This window comes from Vibrio sp. Y58_MX_L22, assembly GCF_024181865.1.
In the GTDB taxonomy this organism is placed as follows: Bacteria; Pseudomonadota; Gammaproteobacteria; order Enterobacterales; family Vibrionaceae; genus Vibrio; species Vibrio alginolyticus.
Map to the genome: position 1 here is coordinate 121,517 of NZ_JAMZAN010000007.1, position 13,075 is coordinate 134,591.

Genomic DNA, 13,075 nt, shown 5'->3' on the forward strand with positions numbered 1-13,075 from the left:
CCTTGCCATTGGCGTTTATTTAGCCTTGCGGCTTATAGTTTTTGAGACCACGCTTTTGCTGCTTTTTCTATAAGCGTATATGCATGTTCGAAAGCTTCTCTACTTTGTCTGTATGGATCAGGGATGTTTTGTTCATTTATCCACTGTCCAAACAGCATCGTTTTACCTCGTGCCTCAGGAGCGATTTTGGTTAAGGCTTCTAAATGACCTTTTTCCATAACCAATATCAGATCGTATTGAGCGCAAAGCTCAGGTGTTAATTGTCGTGCTTCGTGTCCATCTAAGCTTACGCCATGTTCGTTCGCGATAGTGGTTGCCATCTCGTCAGCAGCTTTTCCCGTTAGATGGCTCTTATCTACTGCGATTCCTGCTGATGCGACATGTTTGTTTGGTAGTAAAGACTGCAAAAGCCGCTCTCCTGTTGGAGAGCGGCAAATATTACCGACACAGACGACAAGAATATTAGAAAACAAATGCTTACCCTACTTTAAGTTGTATGCTTATGATCTCAACTGAATTGCTGGCTTCTTTATATTGCGCAATTGAGCTGAGTAGCTATCGATTACGTGCCGCAAGAGATAATTTTCTTGCGGCACGTTGTTTTACGGCCAAGTGCGTACTCGTAGTACACCTTCGGTTAGTTCATTAAAGCCGGAAATGGTTGGAACGAGCTGAGCAATCACACGATTCCAACGACTAACAGGTGCAGCCGTCACATAGACTATGTCGTAAGGGTTGAGATCAAACTCAGTACCAATCACCAAAGCAGAAGCGTCAGAAACATCTAGCTGATAAATGTCCGCCATTTTAGCTTCTTCTTTTGAACGTCTGATGACAAACACACCGGTAGCATCTGCGGAGATTTCACTGATACCACCAACGCTGCTAAGAGCCTCAGTAAGGCTCATGCCGCTACGATCAATTTTGAGTAATTTCGGATCGTTAACCTCGCCCATAACAAATACTTTTTGCGCATCGTTTCGAGGAATATGAACAATATCACCAGGCTTTAGAAGGCGGTTTTGAGTTAAATCGCCTTGTTGCATCAGAGCATACAAAGAGACGTTTTCAACAACGCCATTGCGTGTCAGTGTCGCATTACGCCAATCAGCCTCGGCAGCCAGTCCGCCAGCTCTATTCACAGCATCTAGAAGTGTAAGGGGGATGTTTGTAATTGGTTGTTGTCCTGGCTTGTTAACTTCGCCAGTTACATAAGTCTTTTTAGAGCGAAATGCCGCAACGCTTACATCGACCTGTGGGCTCTCAATGTATTTTGCAAGGCGGCTTGCAATGTCTGCACGAATCTGACGTACGTTTTTGCCTTCAACATGTACGACACCTATGTAAGGGTAGAAGATCGTGCCATCCGAATGCACCCAGTTACCCGCTTCGGCTGAGCTTCGGTATGAGCCCGCTGGGATCGTTAGCTCTGGGTGATCCCAAATAGTGATATTTAGGATATCGCCAGGTCCTACTTCGTATTCATATTTTGCGATTTCAATATCTAACTCTGGGTTTGGTTTTGAAAAAGGGTCCACTGAATTTAAAGACGTTACGCGCTCCAAAGTTAAGGGATAAACGGTAACCTGAGACTCTATATCACTCGATTCAGTGCTCATGACTGTTTTGTCACTGACCGAAAGGTGGCTACCAGGCAAAGTACACCCTGTAAGAAGGATTGGAAGTACTGATATCCCCAAAAATTTATTAAATGTGTTCATTGGTTTATAACTACCGAAAGAAAGTTTGCCGACTGAAATTGATTCATTCTAATTGAACTGAGTTTCATCAATATTGACGATTTACTGCAGTTTTAAGCCTTTAGAAAGCGAGTCCATTCAGAATTATTTGTGTAATAAACACTCCAAATGGCTGCTAGCGACTTAGAGCTCTTAGTTTTATTAATGAAGGTGTGAAAATCCGACCCACAAAAAATAGTCAACTATTATCCATCTGGTTGCAATAAAGGCAACAAGTTACTCGAAAAAATACTGACGAATACATGACAAAATTGTGTCTATTTAGCGTTATTGAGATGAATGCATGATTTTGCACAAGCAAACAGGCAGTAATGTGAAAAAACTCATGCCAAAGTTGTATGCATCCTATTTACACTATATGCAACTGCCGTTATGCTTCGTGTTGCGGTCGGATATAACAACAAATATTGGAGCTAATTTTGAAAATCAAACTTTTAACGGCAAGTGTGGCTGCTGTTCTACTAGCAGGTTGTGGTAGTGACAGCGATCCTGAGGTAAAAACATACTCAGTACAGGCTTATGACCCAGCTGTTATCGGCATGGAAGTATCTTATGACTGTGGTGGAGACTTAAAAGGTCAGGCTGATGAGCTAACAACAAACTATGAAGGCATGGTTGGTAAAGCTCGCATTAGCCATATCGACGTAGTGAGTGCACCAGGTGAATGTACTTTCACATTGAAGCATACTGATAAGAGTGTAGATGCATCTAACGGAAAACCTATTACGTCTGATTACAAGATTCCTAAAGGTCTTGCCCAAGCTGACTCTTTAGTTACAGGTTCTCCATTTACAACGTTGGTAGCTAACTCTCTAGATGACGGAGAGGTATACTCATCAGATACTGCTGAAAAAGTATTTGCCAATTTAGGTATCGATATCAATGCAAGTGGTAAAACAGTTGACGAAATCCTTCGTGATACAGAGTCTGTAGTTGCTAACCTTCAAAGTGAAGGCGGCAATAGTGAACTTGCTACGAAGCTAGTTGCTACGGCAAATATCGTGTCTGATATCATTAAAGCGAACCCAACAGCTGCACCTGAAGCCGTGGCTGTAGCTGCAAAATCAATGGCAGAAGAAGTGATTGCGAAATACCCGCATTACCCTAAAGCAGGCGCGGATTCTGAAGAAGTGATTTACGTAGAAATCTCTGAAGAAGATACGAAGAACGTTGTTGAGCAGGTTGAAAAAGACATTGCTGCAGGTAAGCCTGTAGACCAAATCAAACCTACCGTTCCACCAGTTCCAGATGCGAAGCCTGGTAAGCCAGTTGATCCGGTTGCTCCACCATCAGGCGGTTCAGGCGGTAACTAAGCAAGTTTTTGCTGATAAATTCTAAAGGCCTCTTCAGAGGCCTTTTTTGATCCTATCGTATTGTAGTCATCACCTTTTAGTGAGCCCTTTTCTGTTTAAGTAAGGCAGGATGTGCGGACGTGATTCGCCAGCCAGTTTACTGGTGACTTCTTGTGACCAAGTACTCTGTTTTTGATTGCTCGAACGGTTTGCATAGTAGTTTTGCATAGTTTGGTCATACGTCTGAATGTCATCCAAGTTTAGGTCTTGATACTGATTTTCATGCACCACGACATGCTTAGGTAGGCGAGGTTTTACTTCAGGGGCTTGATCTGGATGACCAAGACACATACCAAATAAAATGGCGGTATTTTTAGGTAAACCTAATAATTCGTCTACTTTTTGGGCATTGTTTCGTAAACCACCAATATACACACCTCCTAGTCCCATCGACTCCGCCGCAAGCAAGCAATTTTGTGCCATGATGCCCGAGTCTACAGCGCCTATTAGCGTTAACTCGGTAAAATCAGCTTGAACATCTGGGTTGATACTGGCGTGGCGCTGGTAATCAATACAAAACACCAAGAACTCAGCCGCGCTTTCAACGTACCCTTGATTTCCGGCATATTGAGCTAATAGCGTACGTTTTTCTTTGTCGGTCACGCGGATAATTGAAACGACTTGCAACATGCTTGATGAGGACGCCGCAAGGCCGGCTTGAAGAATGGCATCTAATTGTTCGCTCTCAATCGGTTGTGAGGTGAATTTTCGAATTGAGCGGTGATTGAGAATTGTTTGAATCGTGCTGTTCATGGTGACTTAACATCCCCTGTTACGTTAAAGGCTGAAGACTCACCTTAGCGACATTTGATGAGTCGGTAAACTATCTCAAAAGAAAAACAATGCTTGGTGCATAAGTGTGAAGACGAATCGAGAATACACCACTCGTTCTGTTTGAGAGCGTATATACTGTTTTTAGAATCAATAATTTAAATGCAGTGGAAAATATGAAAGAACTCATTGTTCATACAGTTACGGTGTTTATGGGCTTCTTTGCCATCATGAACCCTATCGCCAATATTCCCATCTTTTTGAGTTTAACTGCTGATGAAGATAAAGAAACCATCCGTTCCATTGCGCTCCGCTCGGTTTTTATTGCATTTATTATCATCGCGATATTTTCTATTGCCGGTAAGTTAATTTTTGATTTGTTTGGTATCACGCTTTATGCATTGCGAATAACAGGCGGCATTTTGGTGTTTTTGATAGGTTTTAACATGCTTCAAGGTGATTCGACGCATCAGAAAACCAAAGAGAAGGCGTATTCACCAGCTCAGCAACGGGCGGCATTGAGTATTGCAGTGTCTCCACTGGCGATGCCAATATTAGCTGGGCCTGGAACGATTGCTACCGCGATGAACTTTGCGACAGCGGGTGGTTTCGATCAAACCATTATTACTATCGTTTCTTTCGCTGTCCTCTGTGTGATCACCTATGTACTGTTTTTATTTGGAGACAAATTGGTCAAAGCGGTTGGACCAAGTGCTCTAAATGTTGTGACTAAAATGATGGGCTTAATTCTAGCGGTTATTGGTACTCAAATGTTCATTGATGGCGCGGGCGAAGCCTATAAAACGGTTTTCTCCTAGATTTCTCTTAGACCTTGCCACCTTGGTTAAGCCCGCAATTACATTTCTAACGGGTACGGATTTTTTGAACTTTAGTTTTCATTTTCTAAGAGAGAAATAAATAGACTTCACCTATTTCAATAATAAGAATATTCAATTGTTGTGATTGCACGAATTTCATTACTCTTTTGGCAAGGAGAATGGGGGAAATATGGCAACAAAAGCAATTGTAGTAGAAGGTGGCGCGATGCGAGGCGTCTTCGCAAGCGGAGTGTTAGATGCGTTTTTAGAGCAGAGTTATAAACCGTTTGATTTTGCAATCGGTGTATCTGCTGGTGCATCAAATTTGATTGGGTATTTGACCGACTACCCGCATCGCAGTATTAACGTCATTACTAAGCTGGCCACAAGCAAACGCTTTTTTGACCCAACTCGCTTCGTTAAAGGTGGGGACCTCATTGATGTGAAGTGGCTGTTTGAAGAATCTAATCGCTTGTATCCCGTCGATGAAAATAAACTGTTTAATGGCGTTCCTTTTCTCGCAGCGACAACAAATGTAGATACAGGGCAAGCAGATTACTATCGCGTGACACGTGATAATTTTCACCATGCGATTGAAGCGACAACAGCATTGCCGATTGCCTACAAGCATACCCCTTGTTTTTCTGGCGGTTGTTATACCGATGGTGGGGTCGCTGACTCTATACCAGTGCGTGAGGCTTATCGTCGAGGGGCTCGCGACATAACCGTAGTACTCTCTCACCCGCTGAATTATGCCAAAAAGCCAGTTAAGACCACATGGCTGATGAAGAAACTTTTTGCGGAGCACCCCAAAATGGCGGATGCGATGTTAAGACGTGCAGATAACTATAATCAATCATTGGAGTTTATTCGTAACCCTCCACCAGGAACACATGTTAGGGTAATTGCCCCACCAGATAATTTTCATGTTCAGCGCTTATCAATGCGACAATCCGTTTTACTAGAAGGGTATGAAATGGGGCTGATTGAGGGGCGAGCGCATCTCTCTAGTTTATCTGGTGTTTATGGTTTAGACCGGGAAAATTGTCATTTTTGCATTTGATTATAAAAGAGCCTCATAGTGAGGCTCTTTTGCGTAACGTTCAAAGGGTGATTTAGTTGACTTTATCCCAAGCCATCTCCCAGTGTGAACCTATTCCAGGCTCGTAATGATTTGCGCTTTCTTTCCACTGCATACAGTAACCAGAATATGGGAAAGGTTTACATTGATAAATGCCCCCGTCGCTGGCAAGCACTTTTGTGCCCGCCGTGTAGCTAGATAGTCCTTCAGGGAAGACAAAATCGTACTCATCAGATGGTGGTGGAGTAACTGACTCTTCTTTTAAGTGAAAGTCGAGTGTTTGCTGATCCACCAAGTTGCCATCTTTATCCTTAATACGTGTTACGAGCATATGGTGACCCGGCTCCGATTTACTTAAAGCGAGCGATATCGCCTCTACCGAGCCGTCTTTCATTTCGTTTGCCCAACTTGCAAGTGGTTCGCGATGGTGATTGTAAACGGTGAGTTCTGCATTTAAATCGCCTTCAGCAGTTAGTGTCAGATCCAACGTTGTCGGTGTTGACTCAATGATATATTCGTCTGCTAAGCCATCTACTGTGAGTGAGTATTCTGGAACAGGAGTTTCAATGTTATAGCCGATCTCTACTCGCTCAAGGCCGCTATTTGCTTGCAGATACACCGGATTAGTACCATAAACAGGAGTGAATTTGTCCTCTGCATACTGCCCGGCTTGCAGTTTTGCTTGTTCTTGGTTTAGCTTAGTCGCGAGTGCGTAAGACCAGTTTTTCGCTTGGCCCATTGCTGCATCGGTAATTTCTAGTTCAGTTCTATACGCCACGTTTTCACCTGCTTGATCAAATACGCGCGTATAAACTGAATCCCCAATATTTAAATCCATTGTAGGAATAATTTGACCGCCTTGCTTCCAATCTGGAATAACGGGACTGTCACCATCAAATTTCACATCGATCACGTTATAAAATGAGGCTGCAGTGTCGCCAACATCCCATACTGCCAGGATGACATGGTATCCCTCGCGAGTAGGCACATTACATTGATGGCTTACCTGTTTCGGGGGTTGAACCATATTGCCGTCGACGACACAGAAAGGAGTTAGATCAAAAGAGTCTCGTGATAGTGAAGCGTTTGGGTTCCAATCAGGCTTGGTGATGTAATATTTCCAGTCGCGCGTCACGTGGTTAGCGGTAAATGTCCATTCAAAAGTTTGTGTACCTGCTTGAATAGTGCGTTTTACCCAACGGTCGGCAGTTTGCTCATCAAGGGCAGCTGCTAAAGCGGTTTCGGCACTCGCTATTTTACCATCGCGAGGCCCTGTTTCGGGAAAGCCATCAGGGCCTTCAACGCTTTGCGGTTCATATTGAATCGCACCGCAGTTATTATTTTTTTCGTTAGTATCTGGCGTTGGATACTTACATAGTGCCGAGCGACTTGCAGCGACACCACCATTGGTTTCTGATACATAACCGTGAGCCGCAGCACCTGAGCTAATGCTTGCAAGTGCTAACGCGAGTACGGATTTGGTTGGAAATGATTTCATCACATGTCCTCTGTTATGGCTGACAAACTAGTGTCACACCCCGGCGCATGCTGAGCATAAAGCAACGCTACAGAAATTGGACTTCTGTAACACTGTGTCATGGTAACCCCGCTATCATGAGCATTCTTTTAGATTTTTAAATGCAGACAGACCGGAAGCTTTGCGTCCCACCCTTTCGAATGGTTTGCCGAAATGTGATTGAGCAGCCAAAATTTAGCTTAAGAATTTACATGTGGAAAAGTAAACGTCACTGACATGGAATCCTGTTCTCAAATTGAAAGATAACGATATCTTAACCTCGTCAATATTGTGCAGTGTCGTCTTGCAAGGCATTGATTTTAATTTTGTTTTTATCTTTTTTATAGTCATGGTGAATGGGTGGAGGTTTGTTGGGGATAAGTGGAGAGGAATCGTGCTAAGGGTGGAAGAAGTTCTGTCTAAAGGGCGGAGTGTCCCGCCCTTTGAATGGTGTTATTTCGGCATGATGACAGTATCAATCACGTGAATGACACCGTTTTTAGCTTTCACATCGGTTGCAATGACATTTGCATCGTTAACCATGACTTTATCGCCCATGGTTTTAATCATCACATCTTGCCCCTGAACCGTAGTCGCTTTGTCTAGCTTAACAACATCGGCAGCCATCACTTTCCCTGGGACGACGTGATAAGTCAAAACAGATACTAACTTGTCTTTGTTTTCCGGCATTAAGAGCATGTCGACTGTGCCGTCTGGCAGTTTTGCAAAAGCGTCATCCGTTGGTGCAAAAACAGTAAATGGGCCTTCCCCTTTGAGAGTGTCAACCAGGCCCGCTGCTTTCACCGCAGCAACAAGCGTATTGAAAGAGCCATTTTCAGCGGCAACGTCGACAATATCGGCTTTCATCATGCCATGCTCATGAGCCTGAACGGGAAGCATAAAAGATAATGTCGCCATCAGTGTCGCCGCGATAACTAAGATACGTTTGAACATAGTGTGTTCCTTACTAGTTGAGGGTACAACGGGTTCCCTGGAGTGTGTTTGCATTTGTACGCATTGTGATTGAAAGATGATCATCGCGTCCTACTTTCTTTTGAGGGTCTAACATGTCGCGCAAGAATTCGTCTGCCTTCTTGTTTCACATCGGCTCGTTTCCGCCACGCCCATAAGCGCTCTCTTGCTGCCTTAGCTGCGTTGTCTGGTGCGATAATAGGTGCAAGGTAACGGCTATCTGGCTGCAACTGATACATGACAGCTTCCATCTGGGTCATTGTCCAGGGCTCGAATAAAAGAGGGGGAGGAACCATTTGTAACTCAGGCACCCACTTGTAGATGAACGTACCGTTAGGATCATGTTCTTGGGCTTGCTTGATCGGATTATAAATACGTATTGTGTTAGTCCCGGTTACTCCTGCTTGCATTTGGAATTGTGGGTAATGAATTCCAGGCTCAAAGTCGAGAAACAGTTGCGCTAAATGCGTTACACCTACTCGCCAATCCATGTTCATGTGGTGAGTAAGAAAGCTAACCAGCATGGCACGCATGCGAAAGTTAATGTAACCAGTGTGGTGCAAACAGCGCATGCAGGCATCAATCAAAGGTACGCCAGTATGCCCGGATTTCCATGCTGCTAACTTTTCTTCATCGAAAGTACTACTTTGTCTAATCAATGGTTCGTAAGCCCGATTAACGCAGTAAAACTCCATGTCGTATTCCGATTCGAATTTTTGGATGAAGTGACAGTGCCAATGAAGCCGTGAAGACAATGCAATTAAGCTGCGACGAAACCCAGCGACTTGCCAGTGTTTCAAAAGGTATTGATAAACTTCACGCAAGGATATGTTACCCCAAGCGAGATATGGAGAAAGTCGAGTACAGGCTGTGCGTGAGGCTGTGGGACTAGAAATGCTTCGATAGTAATCACGACCTCGACGATGAAAAAAATCCTCTAGTGTTTTCCAAGCGAGCCGGCTTCCTCCCGTTTGCATTCCTTTGCATTTTGATAGCCAGGATGATGGTGGCGAAAACGAACAGCCGAGAGCTTCTGCATCCAATGAATGCAATAAGTCGGTTTGGAGCTCAATAGGGCTTATTGAGGCTCTCATGACAGAGTCCCAATGTTTGTCCCAACCTTGCCGGTTTATTGCACCTCTGATTACAGCACCGTGTTCGAATTCAAACCAGTCGATGTTCTGCTCATACAGCCAAGCGGCAACTTGTCGGTCTCGTTCAAAGGTGCAGTTGAGTCCTATTTCTTGGTGAGAAAAAACAGCGTTGATTTGATATTGCGCTTGAATTGATTGGAAACATGCTAAGGCATCGTCAAACAGCACCGTGATTCGATGCCCATACGCTTTGAGCGTTTCATCCATGTCTTGCAGTGATTGCCAAACAAATCGCCAGTGGCGCTCAGAATAGTGTGGGTTGTTCAATAGCAATGGTTCAACAATATACAAAAGCACAGTTGGGTGCTTTGTTGATAATGCTTGAGTGAGTGGTTGATGGTCAGTCAGCCTTAAATCTCGCTTTAACCACACGACATTGATTGTTTGCATCGGAATCCTCTTTGTTTCCGATGTTGTACGCAAGTAAACCGAAGAAATCTCATCCAATGATCGGTTTTATTCTACAAAACGTAGAGGTAACTTTCAGGGAGGTGACACATGGCAATACCATTGAGTAAGTTACAAAAATACTTCTATGTAGACAAATTGGTCATTCATTCGCTTGATCTCGCATTGTACCAGGCATCTGTCGTGATTGATGGAGAAGCGCAATTTATCACTGATGACAACGGTATCTTTTTGAGGGCTCATTCCCTGATCGAGATGCAAAAGAAGTGCAGGAATATCAAAGCAAATAAGCAGGTTCTAGTGCATCAAAGTGCTTATGATGAAATGGTGGGGCTACCCGAAGGCAAAAGAGACAATCAACTAGAGGTATTGGTGAGGGATACAAAATTGTATTGAAAGAGTATTGGTGCGTAGTAAAAGCGAGCCACCATACGGCAGCTCGCTAAATATAAGGAGAGTTGGGCTTAGTCTTGTTTACGCTGCGCTTCTTTTTGCGCGTACTTAGCGGCACGTCGGGCTTCTCTTTGCTTGGCACTTTCACCACCAACATGCTGCTCGCCTCGCTGCTCTGCAAGAACAATTTGTTTTTCACGCTCGCGGAATCGAGCAATTTGTTCTTCTGAGTGTGTGCCGTGACATTTTGGACAGCTCACGCCTTGCTCGAACAATTCTGACTGTTTGTCTTCTTCAGTGATCGGTAGACGACAAGCGTTACATAAATCGTAATCTGCTTTTTCTAGCTGGTGGTTCACTGCAACACGCCCGTCAAATACGTAACAATCGCCTTCCCACATGCTCTCTTCTTGAGGAACTTCTTCAAGATATTTAAGAATGCCGCCTTCTAGGTGGTAGACCTCATCAAAGCCCTGTTCTTTCATGTAAGCCGTTGATTTTTCGCAGCGGATACCACCGGTACAGAACATCGCAACTTTCTTGTGTTTTGCCGGGTCCATGTTTTCTTTTACATAGTCTGGGAATTCACGAAAGGTTTCAGTATTTGGGTTTACAGCGCCTTTGAATGTCCCGATCTCGATTTCGTAATCATTACGTGTATCGACAACAAACACTTCAGGATCAGCAATAAGATCGTTCCACTCTTGAGGTTTCACGTAAGTACCCACTACGTGGCGAGGGTCTATACCTTCAACACCTAATGTTACGATCTCTTTTTTCAGTTTCACTTTGGTGCGATTGAATGGCTGGGTCTCAGAATACGACTCTTTGTATACGGTGCCAGTCAAACGAGGTTCGTTGTTTAGCCACTCCAGTAGCGTATCAATACCTGCACGATCAGATGCAACAGTACCGTTGATACCTTCACTTGCCAGTAGTAATGTTCCGCGAATATGGTGTTTTTCCATCAACGCAAGTAATGGCTCGCGTAGCTCTTGATAGTTATTCAGCTCAACAAACTTGTACAGCGCACAAACTACATACTGACTCATGAGGTTTCCTTTAAAAATACAGGTGGTCAACGACCTTAAAATTTTAGCGGCACGAAGTATACCTGACTAAACTAGTCGGAAATACGGACAGATTATACGGATATTATGAGTAGGCGGGGCCTGGCGGTCTTTGATAGGGGGAGCATGTCCGCAGGTGAAGCCGCTATGTGTTCAAATTATAAGCATTAATTATAGTGGGTTAGGTAGGTTGGAGCCGATACTTTTGGTTTAAATTTATGCTGTTATTCTCTTTTAGGCCCTTCAAAAAAGTTAGGCGCAAGAAGCACCAAGTAATCACCGGAGTCATTGACAAGGAAAGGACATGTCGCAGTTTTATACATGAGGTTGTGAGGGATAAAGGTTTAGGGACAAAGAGTGAATGACTGATCGCCATTGTTCATAAACCGCTATAAAACGCCTTTTCACCACATACTGAAAAGGCGTTTTTCTAACGTCTGCCGTGCTTATTTCAACGTAGCTGCGGTCTGTTTGCCCATGGCTATGAGCCTATCGAGAATACGTTCACCGTCGGCACGTAAACCGTTGTGCTCGTACTCATTGGTGATCCACGCTTTTGAATTTGGGATTAACGCGAGCGTCTCTCGGCTGATATCCATTTCAACAAACATATCATCGGCGTAAACGGCGCAACTGACAGGCACTTTGTTCTGAGCCAGTTGTGTTTGATCGTACAGCGCAGTCCAATCTTTTTTCGCTGCCAATATTTCTGCGGCGTCTTTTAGTGGTTTGAGGTTGACGTATTGGTCGAACATCCACGGGAAGACCATTTCCCCCGTAAAGTAAAACGGCTGGCCAGGTTCATAATTAAACTCTGTTCGGGTTTGGCGAACACGGTGCGCACTCCAATTCGACGCAAAGCCTTGGCAGTAAATCGATTCATGCAAAATGGCGTAGATCGGGTTGGTTTGGAAGTTTTGCTGCGCCAACATATCGTTCAAGAACTCATAGCGAAGTTGTGGTTTGCTGTTCACTTCAATCAACGCACTTTCTAGCCAATAGTAAGTCGGCAAGAAAGTATCACTCACACCAAAGTTGATGCCGATTTGTTGAAATTGCTCCACCGTGAAGCGTTGACCATTTGGTAGGTACTCTTCATTTTCCAGCAAGTGATTCGCAATGTTTTGGCAAAGTTGTTGCGCACTTGGAAATTGTTGGAAGAACGCTTGGTTTTTCTCCATGGTGCGTTTGAAGGTGGCTTCATACACATCGTCGGCATGACGCGAGACTGATGGCACGCCACCTGTGATGTAGCTTTGTAGCAAGCTGTCTGGGAACAAAGACAAATAGGTGAGGGAGCAAAACCCACCAAAGCTTTGACCTAAGATCGCCCATTTTTCGACGCCAAATTGCTCACGAATGTATTCCGCATCACGAACAATGTTGTCTGCGCGGAAGTGGCTTAAGTAGTCTGCTTGTTGCTGCGGTGTGAAATGAGCCAGAGTCTGATGATTAATCACCGAACTATTGCCCGTACCGCGCTGGTCGAGGAGCAAAACTCGGTACTCTTGCAGCGCGCGTTTTACCCAGCCGTTATTGCCGTTTTGACGCGGAGAGGGAAAGCCAGGTCCGCCCTGAAAGTAAACCAACCAAGGTTTGGTCGATTCTTCATCGCCAACTAGGCAAACCGCACGGGCGAAGACTTCAATGGTGCCTTTGCTCGCGTCTTGGTAATCCAGAGGAACGGTAAAACTGTGGGGAGTGTAATGCAATCCTGCGTCGATAAATGATTGAGCGTTCATTGTTATCTTTATTTCCTTATTGAGGGGTAGCGCTACTT

The 13,075-nt window shown here is 44.3% G+C and carries 12 protein-coding genes and 1 riboswitch; of the genes, 4 read left to right on the top strand and 8 right to left on the bottom strand.

The annotated features are described in order from the left end of the window. Positions 1 to 32: 32 nt before the first annotated feature. On the bottom strand, positions 33 to 473 hold the full coding sequence (locus NL626_RS16800; RefSeq protein WP_017820138.1) for a phosphotyrosine protein phosphatase: 441 nt from the start codon (positions 471 to 473) through the stop codon (positions 33 to 35). 129 nt (positions 474 to 602) lie between these two features. Beyond that, on the bottom strand, positions 603 to 1,721 hold the full coding sequence (locus tag NL626_RS16805; RefSeq protein ID WP_017820139.1) for a polysaccharide export protein: 1,119 nt from the start codon (positions 1,719 to 1,721) through the stop codon (positions 603 to 605). Between the two features lie 458 nt (positions 1,722 to 2,179). Here NL626_RS16805 and NL626_RS16810 point away from each other — a divergent pair, with 458 nt between their 5' ends. Continuing rightward, the gene (locus NL626_RS16810) at positions 2,180 to 3,073 is read left to right on the top strand and encodes a hypothetical protein (protein WP_047102404.1); all 894 of its coding nucleotides are present in this window, start codon (positions 2,180 to 2,182) and stop codon (positions 3,071 to 3,073) included. A gap of 69 nt (positions 3,074 to 3,142) precedes the next feature. Here the strand turns inward: NL626_RS16810 and nfsA are convergent, their stop codons facing one another. Further along, positions 3,143 to 3,865 carry an oxygen-insensitive NADPH nitroreductase gene (gene nfsA, locus NL626_RS16815; protein WP_005384597.1) on the bottom strand — a complete coding sequence of 241 codons (723 nt, stop codon included), beginning with the start codon at positions 3,863 to 3,865 and terminating at the stop codon, positions 3,143 to 3,145. A gap of 194 nt (positions 3,866 to 4,059) precedes the next feature. Between nfsA and NL626_RS16820 the strand changes: the two genes are divergently transcribed. After that, positions 4,060 to 4,701, top strand: coding sequence for a MarC family protein (locus NL626_RS16820; protein WP_005374889.1), 642 nt, complete (start codon positions 4,060 to 4,062; stop codon positions 4,699 to 4,701). A 190-nt stretch (positions 4,702 to 4,891) separates the two neighbouring features. Then, positions 4,892 to 5,764 (top strand): patatin family protein, encoded by an 873-nt coding sequence (locus NL626_RS16825; protein WP_253657561.1) that lies wholly within the window; start codon positions 4,892 to 4,894, stop codon positions 5,762 to 5,764. A 52-nt stretch (positions 5,765 to 5,816) separates the two neighbouring features. On the opposite strand, the gene gbpA is transcribed toward NL626_RS16825, so the two are convergent. The 3 genes from gbpA to NL626_RS16840 form a co-directional block, all read right to left on the bottom strand. Further along, the gene (gene gbpA, locus NL626_RS16830) at positions 5,817 to 7,280 is read right to left on the bottom strand and encodes an N-acetylglucosamine-binding protein GbpA (protein WP_064369594.1); all 1,464 of its coding nucleotides are present in this window, start codon (positions 7,278 to 7,280) and stop codon (positions 5,817 to 5,819) included. A gap of 98 nt (positions 7,281 to 7,378) precedes the next feature. After that, a riboswitch (cyclic di-GMP riboswitch) is annotated at positions 7,379 to 7,479 on the bottom strand. A 272-nt stretch (positions 7,480 to 7,751) separates the two neighbouring features. Next, the gene (locus tag NL626_RS16835) at positions 7,752 to 8,252 is read right to left on the bottom strand and encodes a fasciclin domain-containing protein (protein ID WP_005374896.1); all 501 of its coding nucleotides are present in this window, start codon (positions 8,250 to 8,252) and stop codon (positions 7,752 to 7,754) included. 80 nt (positions 8,253 to 8,332) lie between these two features. Continuing rightward, positions 8,333 to 9,814: a cryptochrome/deoxyribodipyrimidine photo-lyase family protein gene (locus tag NL626_RS16840; RefSeq protein ID WP_253657562.1), complete on the bottom strand. Its 1,482-nt coding sequence runs from the start codon at positions 9,812 to 9,814 to the stop codon at positions 8,333 to 8,335. A gap of 108 nt (positions 9,815 to 9,922) precedes the next feature. Between NL626_RS16840 and NL626_RS16845 the strand changes: the two genes are divergently transcribed. Beyond that, positions 9,923 to 10,228: a DUF6482 family protein gene (locus NL626_RS16845; RefSeq protein ID WP_005374898.1), complete on the top strand. Its 306-nt coding sequence runs from the start codon at positions 9,923 to 9,925 to the stop codon at positions 10,226 to 10,228. A gap of 68 nt (positions 10,229 to 10,296) precedes the next feature. Here NL626_RS16845 and NL626_RS16850 read toward each other — a convergent pair whose 3' ends face one another. Further along, complete coding sequence (locus NL626_RS16850) at positions 10,297 to 11,277, bottom strand: rhodanese-related sulfurtransferase (RefSeq protein WP_017634441.1); 981 nt, start codon at positions 11,275 to 11,277, stop codon at positions 10,297 to 10,299. A 464-nt stretch (positions 11,278 to 11,741) separates the two neighbouring features. Next, complete coding sequence (locus tag NL626_RS16855; RefSeq protein ID WP_253657563.1) at positions 11,742 to 13,037, bottom strand: alpha/beta fold hydrolase; 1,296 nt, start codon at positions 13,035 to 13,037, stop codon at positions 11,742 to 11,744. Positions 13,038 to 13,075 lie beyond the last annotated feature (38 nt).

Excerpts from the sequence above, each read along its gene's own strand:
- NL626_RS16825 (WP_253657561.1), top strand. The coding sequence starts at position 4,892 with ATGGCAACAAAAGCAATTGTAGTAGAAGGTGGCGCGATGCGAGGCGTC.
- NL626_RS16835 (WP_005374896.1), bottom strand. The coding sequence starts at position 8,252 with ATGTTCAAACGTATCTTAGTTATCGCGGCGACACTGATGGCGACATTA.
- NL626_RS16855 (WP_253657563.1), bottom strand. The coding sequence starts at position 13,037 with ATGAACGCTCAATCATTTATCGACGCAGGATTGCATTACACTCCCCAC.
- NL626_RS16845 (WP_005374898.1), top strand. The coding sequence starts at position 9,923 with ATGGCAATACCATTGAGTAAGTTACAAAAATACTTCTATGTAGACAAA.
- gbpA (WP_064369594.1), bottom strand. The coding sequence starts at position 7,280 with ATGAAATCATTTCCAACCAAATCCGTACTCGCGTTAGCACTTGCAAGC.
- NL626_RS16805 (WP_017820139.1), bottom strand. The coding sequence starts at position 1,721 with ATGAACACATTTAATAAATTTTTGGGGATATCAGTACTTCCAATCCTT.
- nfsA (WP_005384597.1), bottom strand. The coding sequence starts at position 3,865 with ATGAACAGCACGATTCAAACAATTCTCAATCACCGCTCAATTCGAAAA.
- NL626_RS16850 (WP_017634441.1), bottom strand. The coding sequence starts at position 11,277 with ATGAGTCAGTATGTAGTTTGTGCGCTGTACAAGTTTGTTGAGCTGAAT.
- NL626_RS16820 (WP_005374889.1), top strand. The coding sequence starts at position 4,060 with ATGAAAGAACTCATTGTTCATACAGTTACGGTGTTTATGGGCTTCTTT.
- NL626_RS16840 (WP_253657562.1), bottom strand. The coding sequence starts at position 9,814 with ATGCAAACAATCAATGTCGTGTGGTTAAAGCGAGATTTAAGGCTGACT.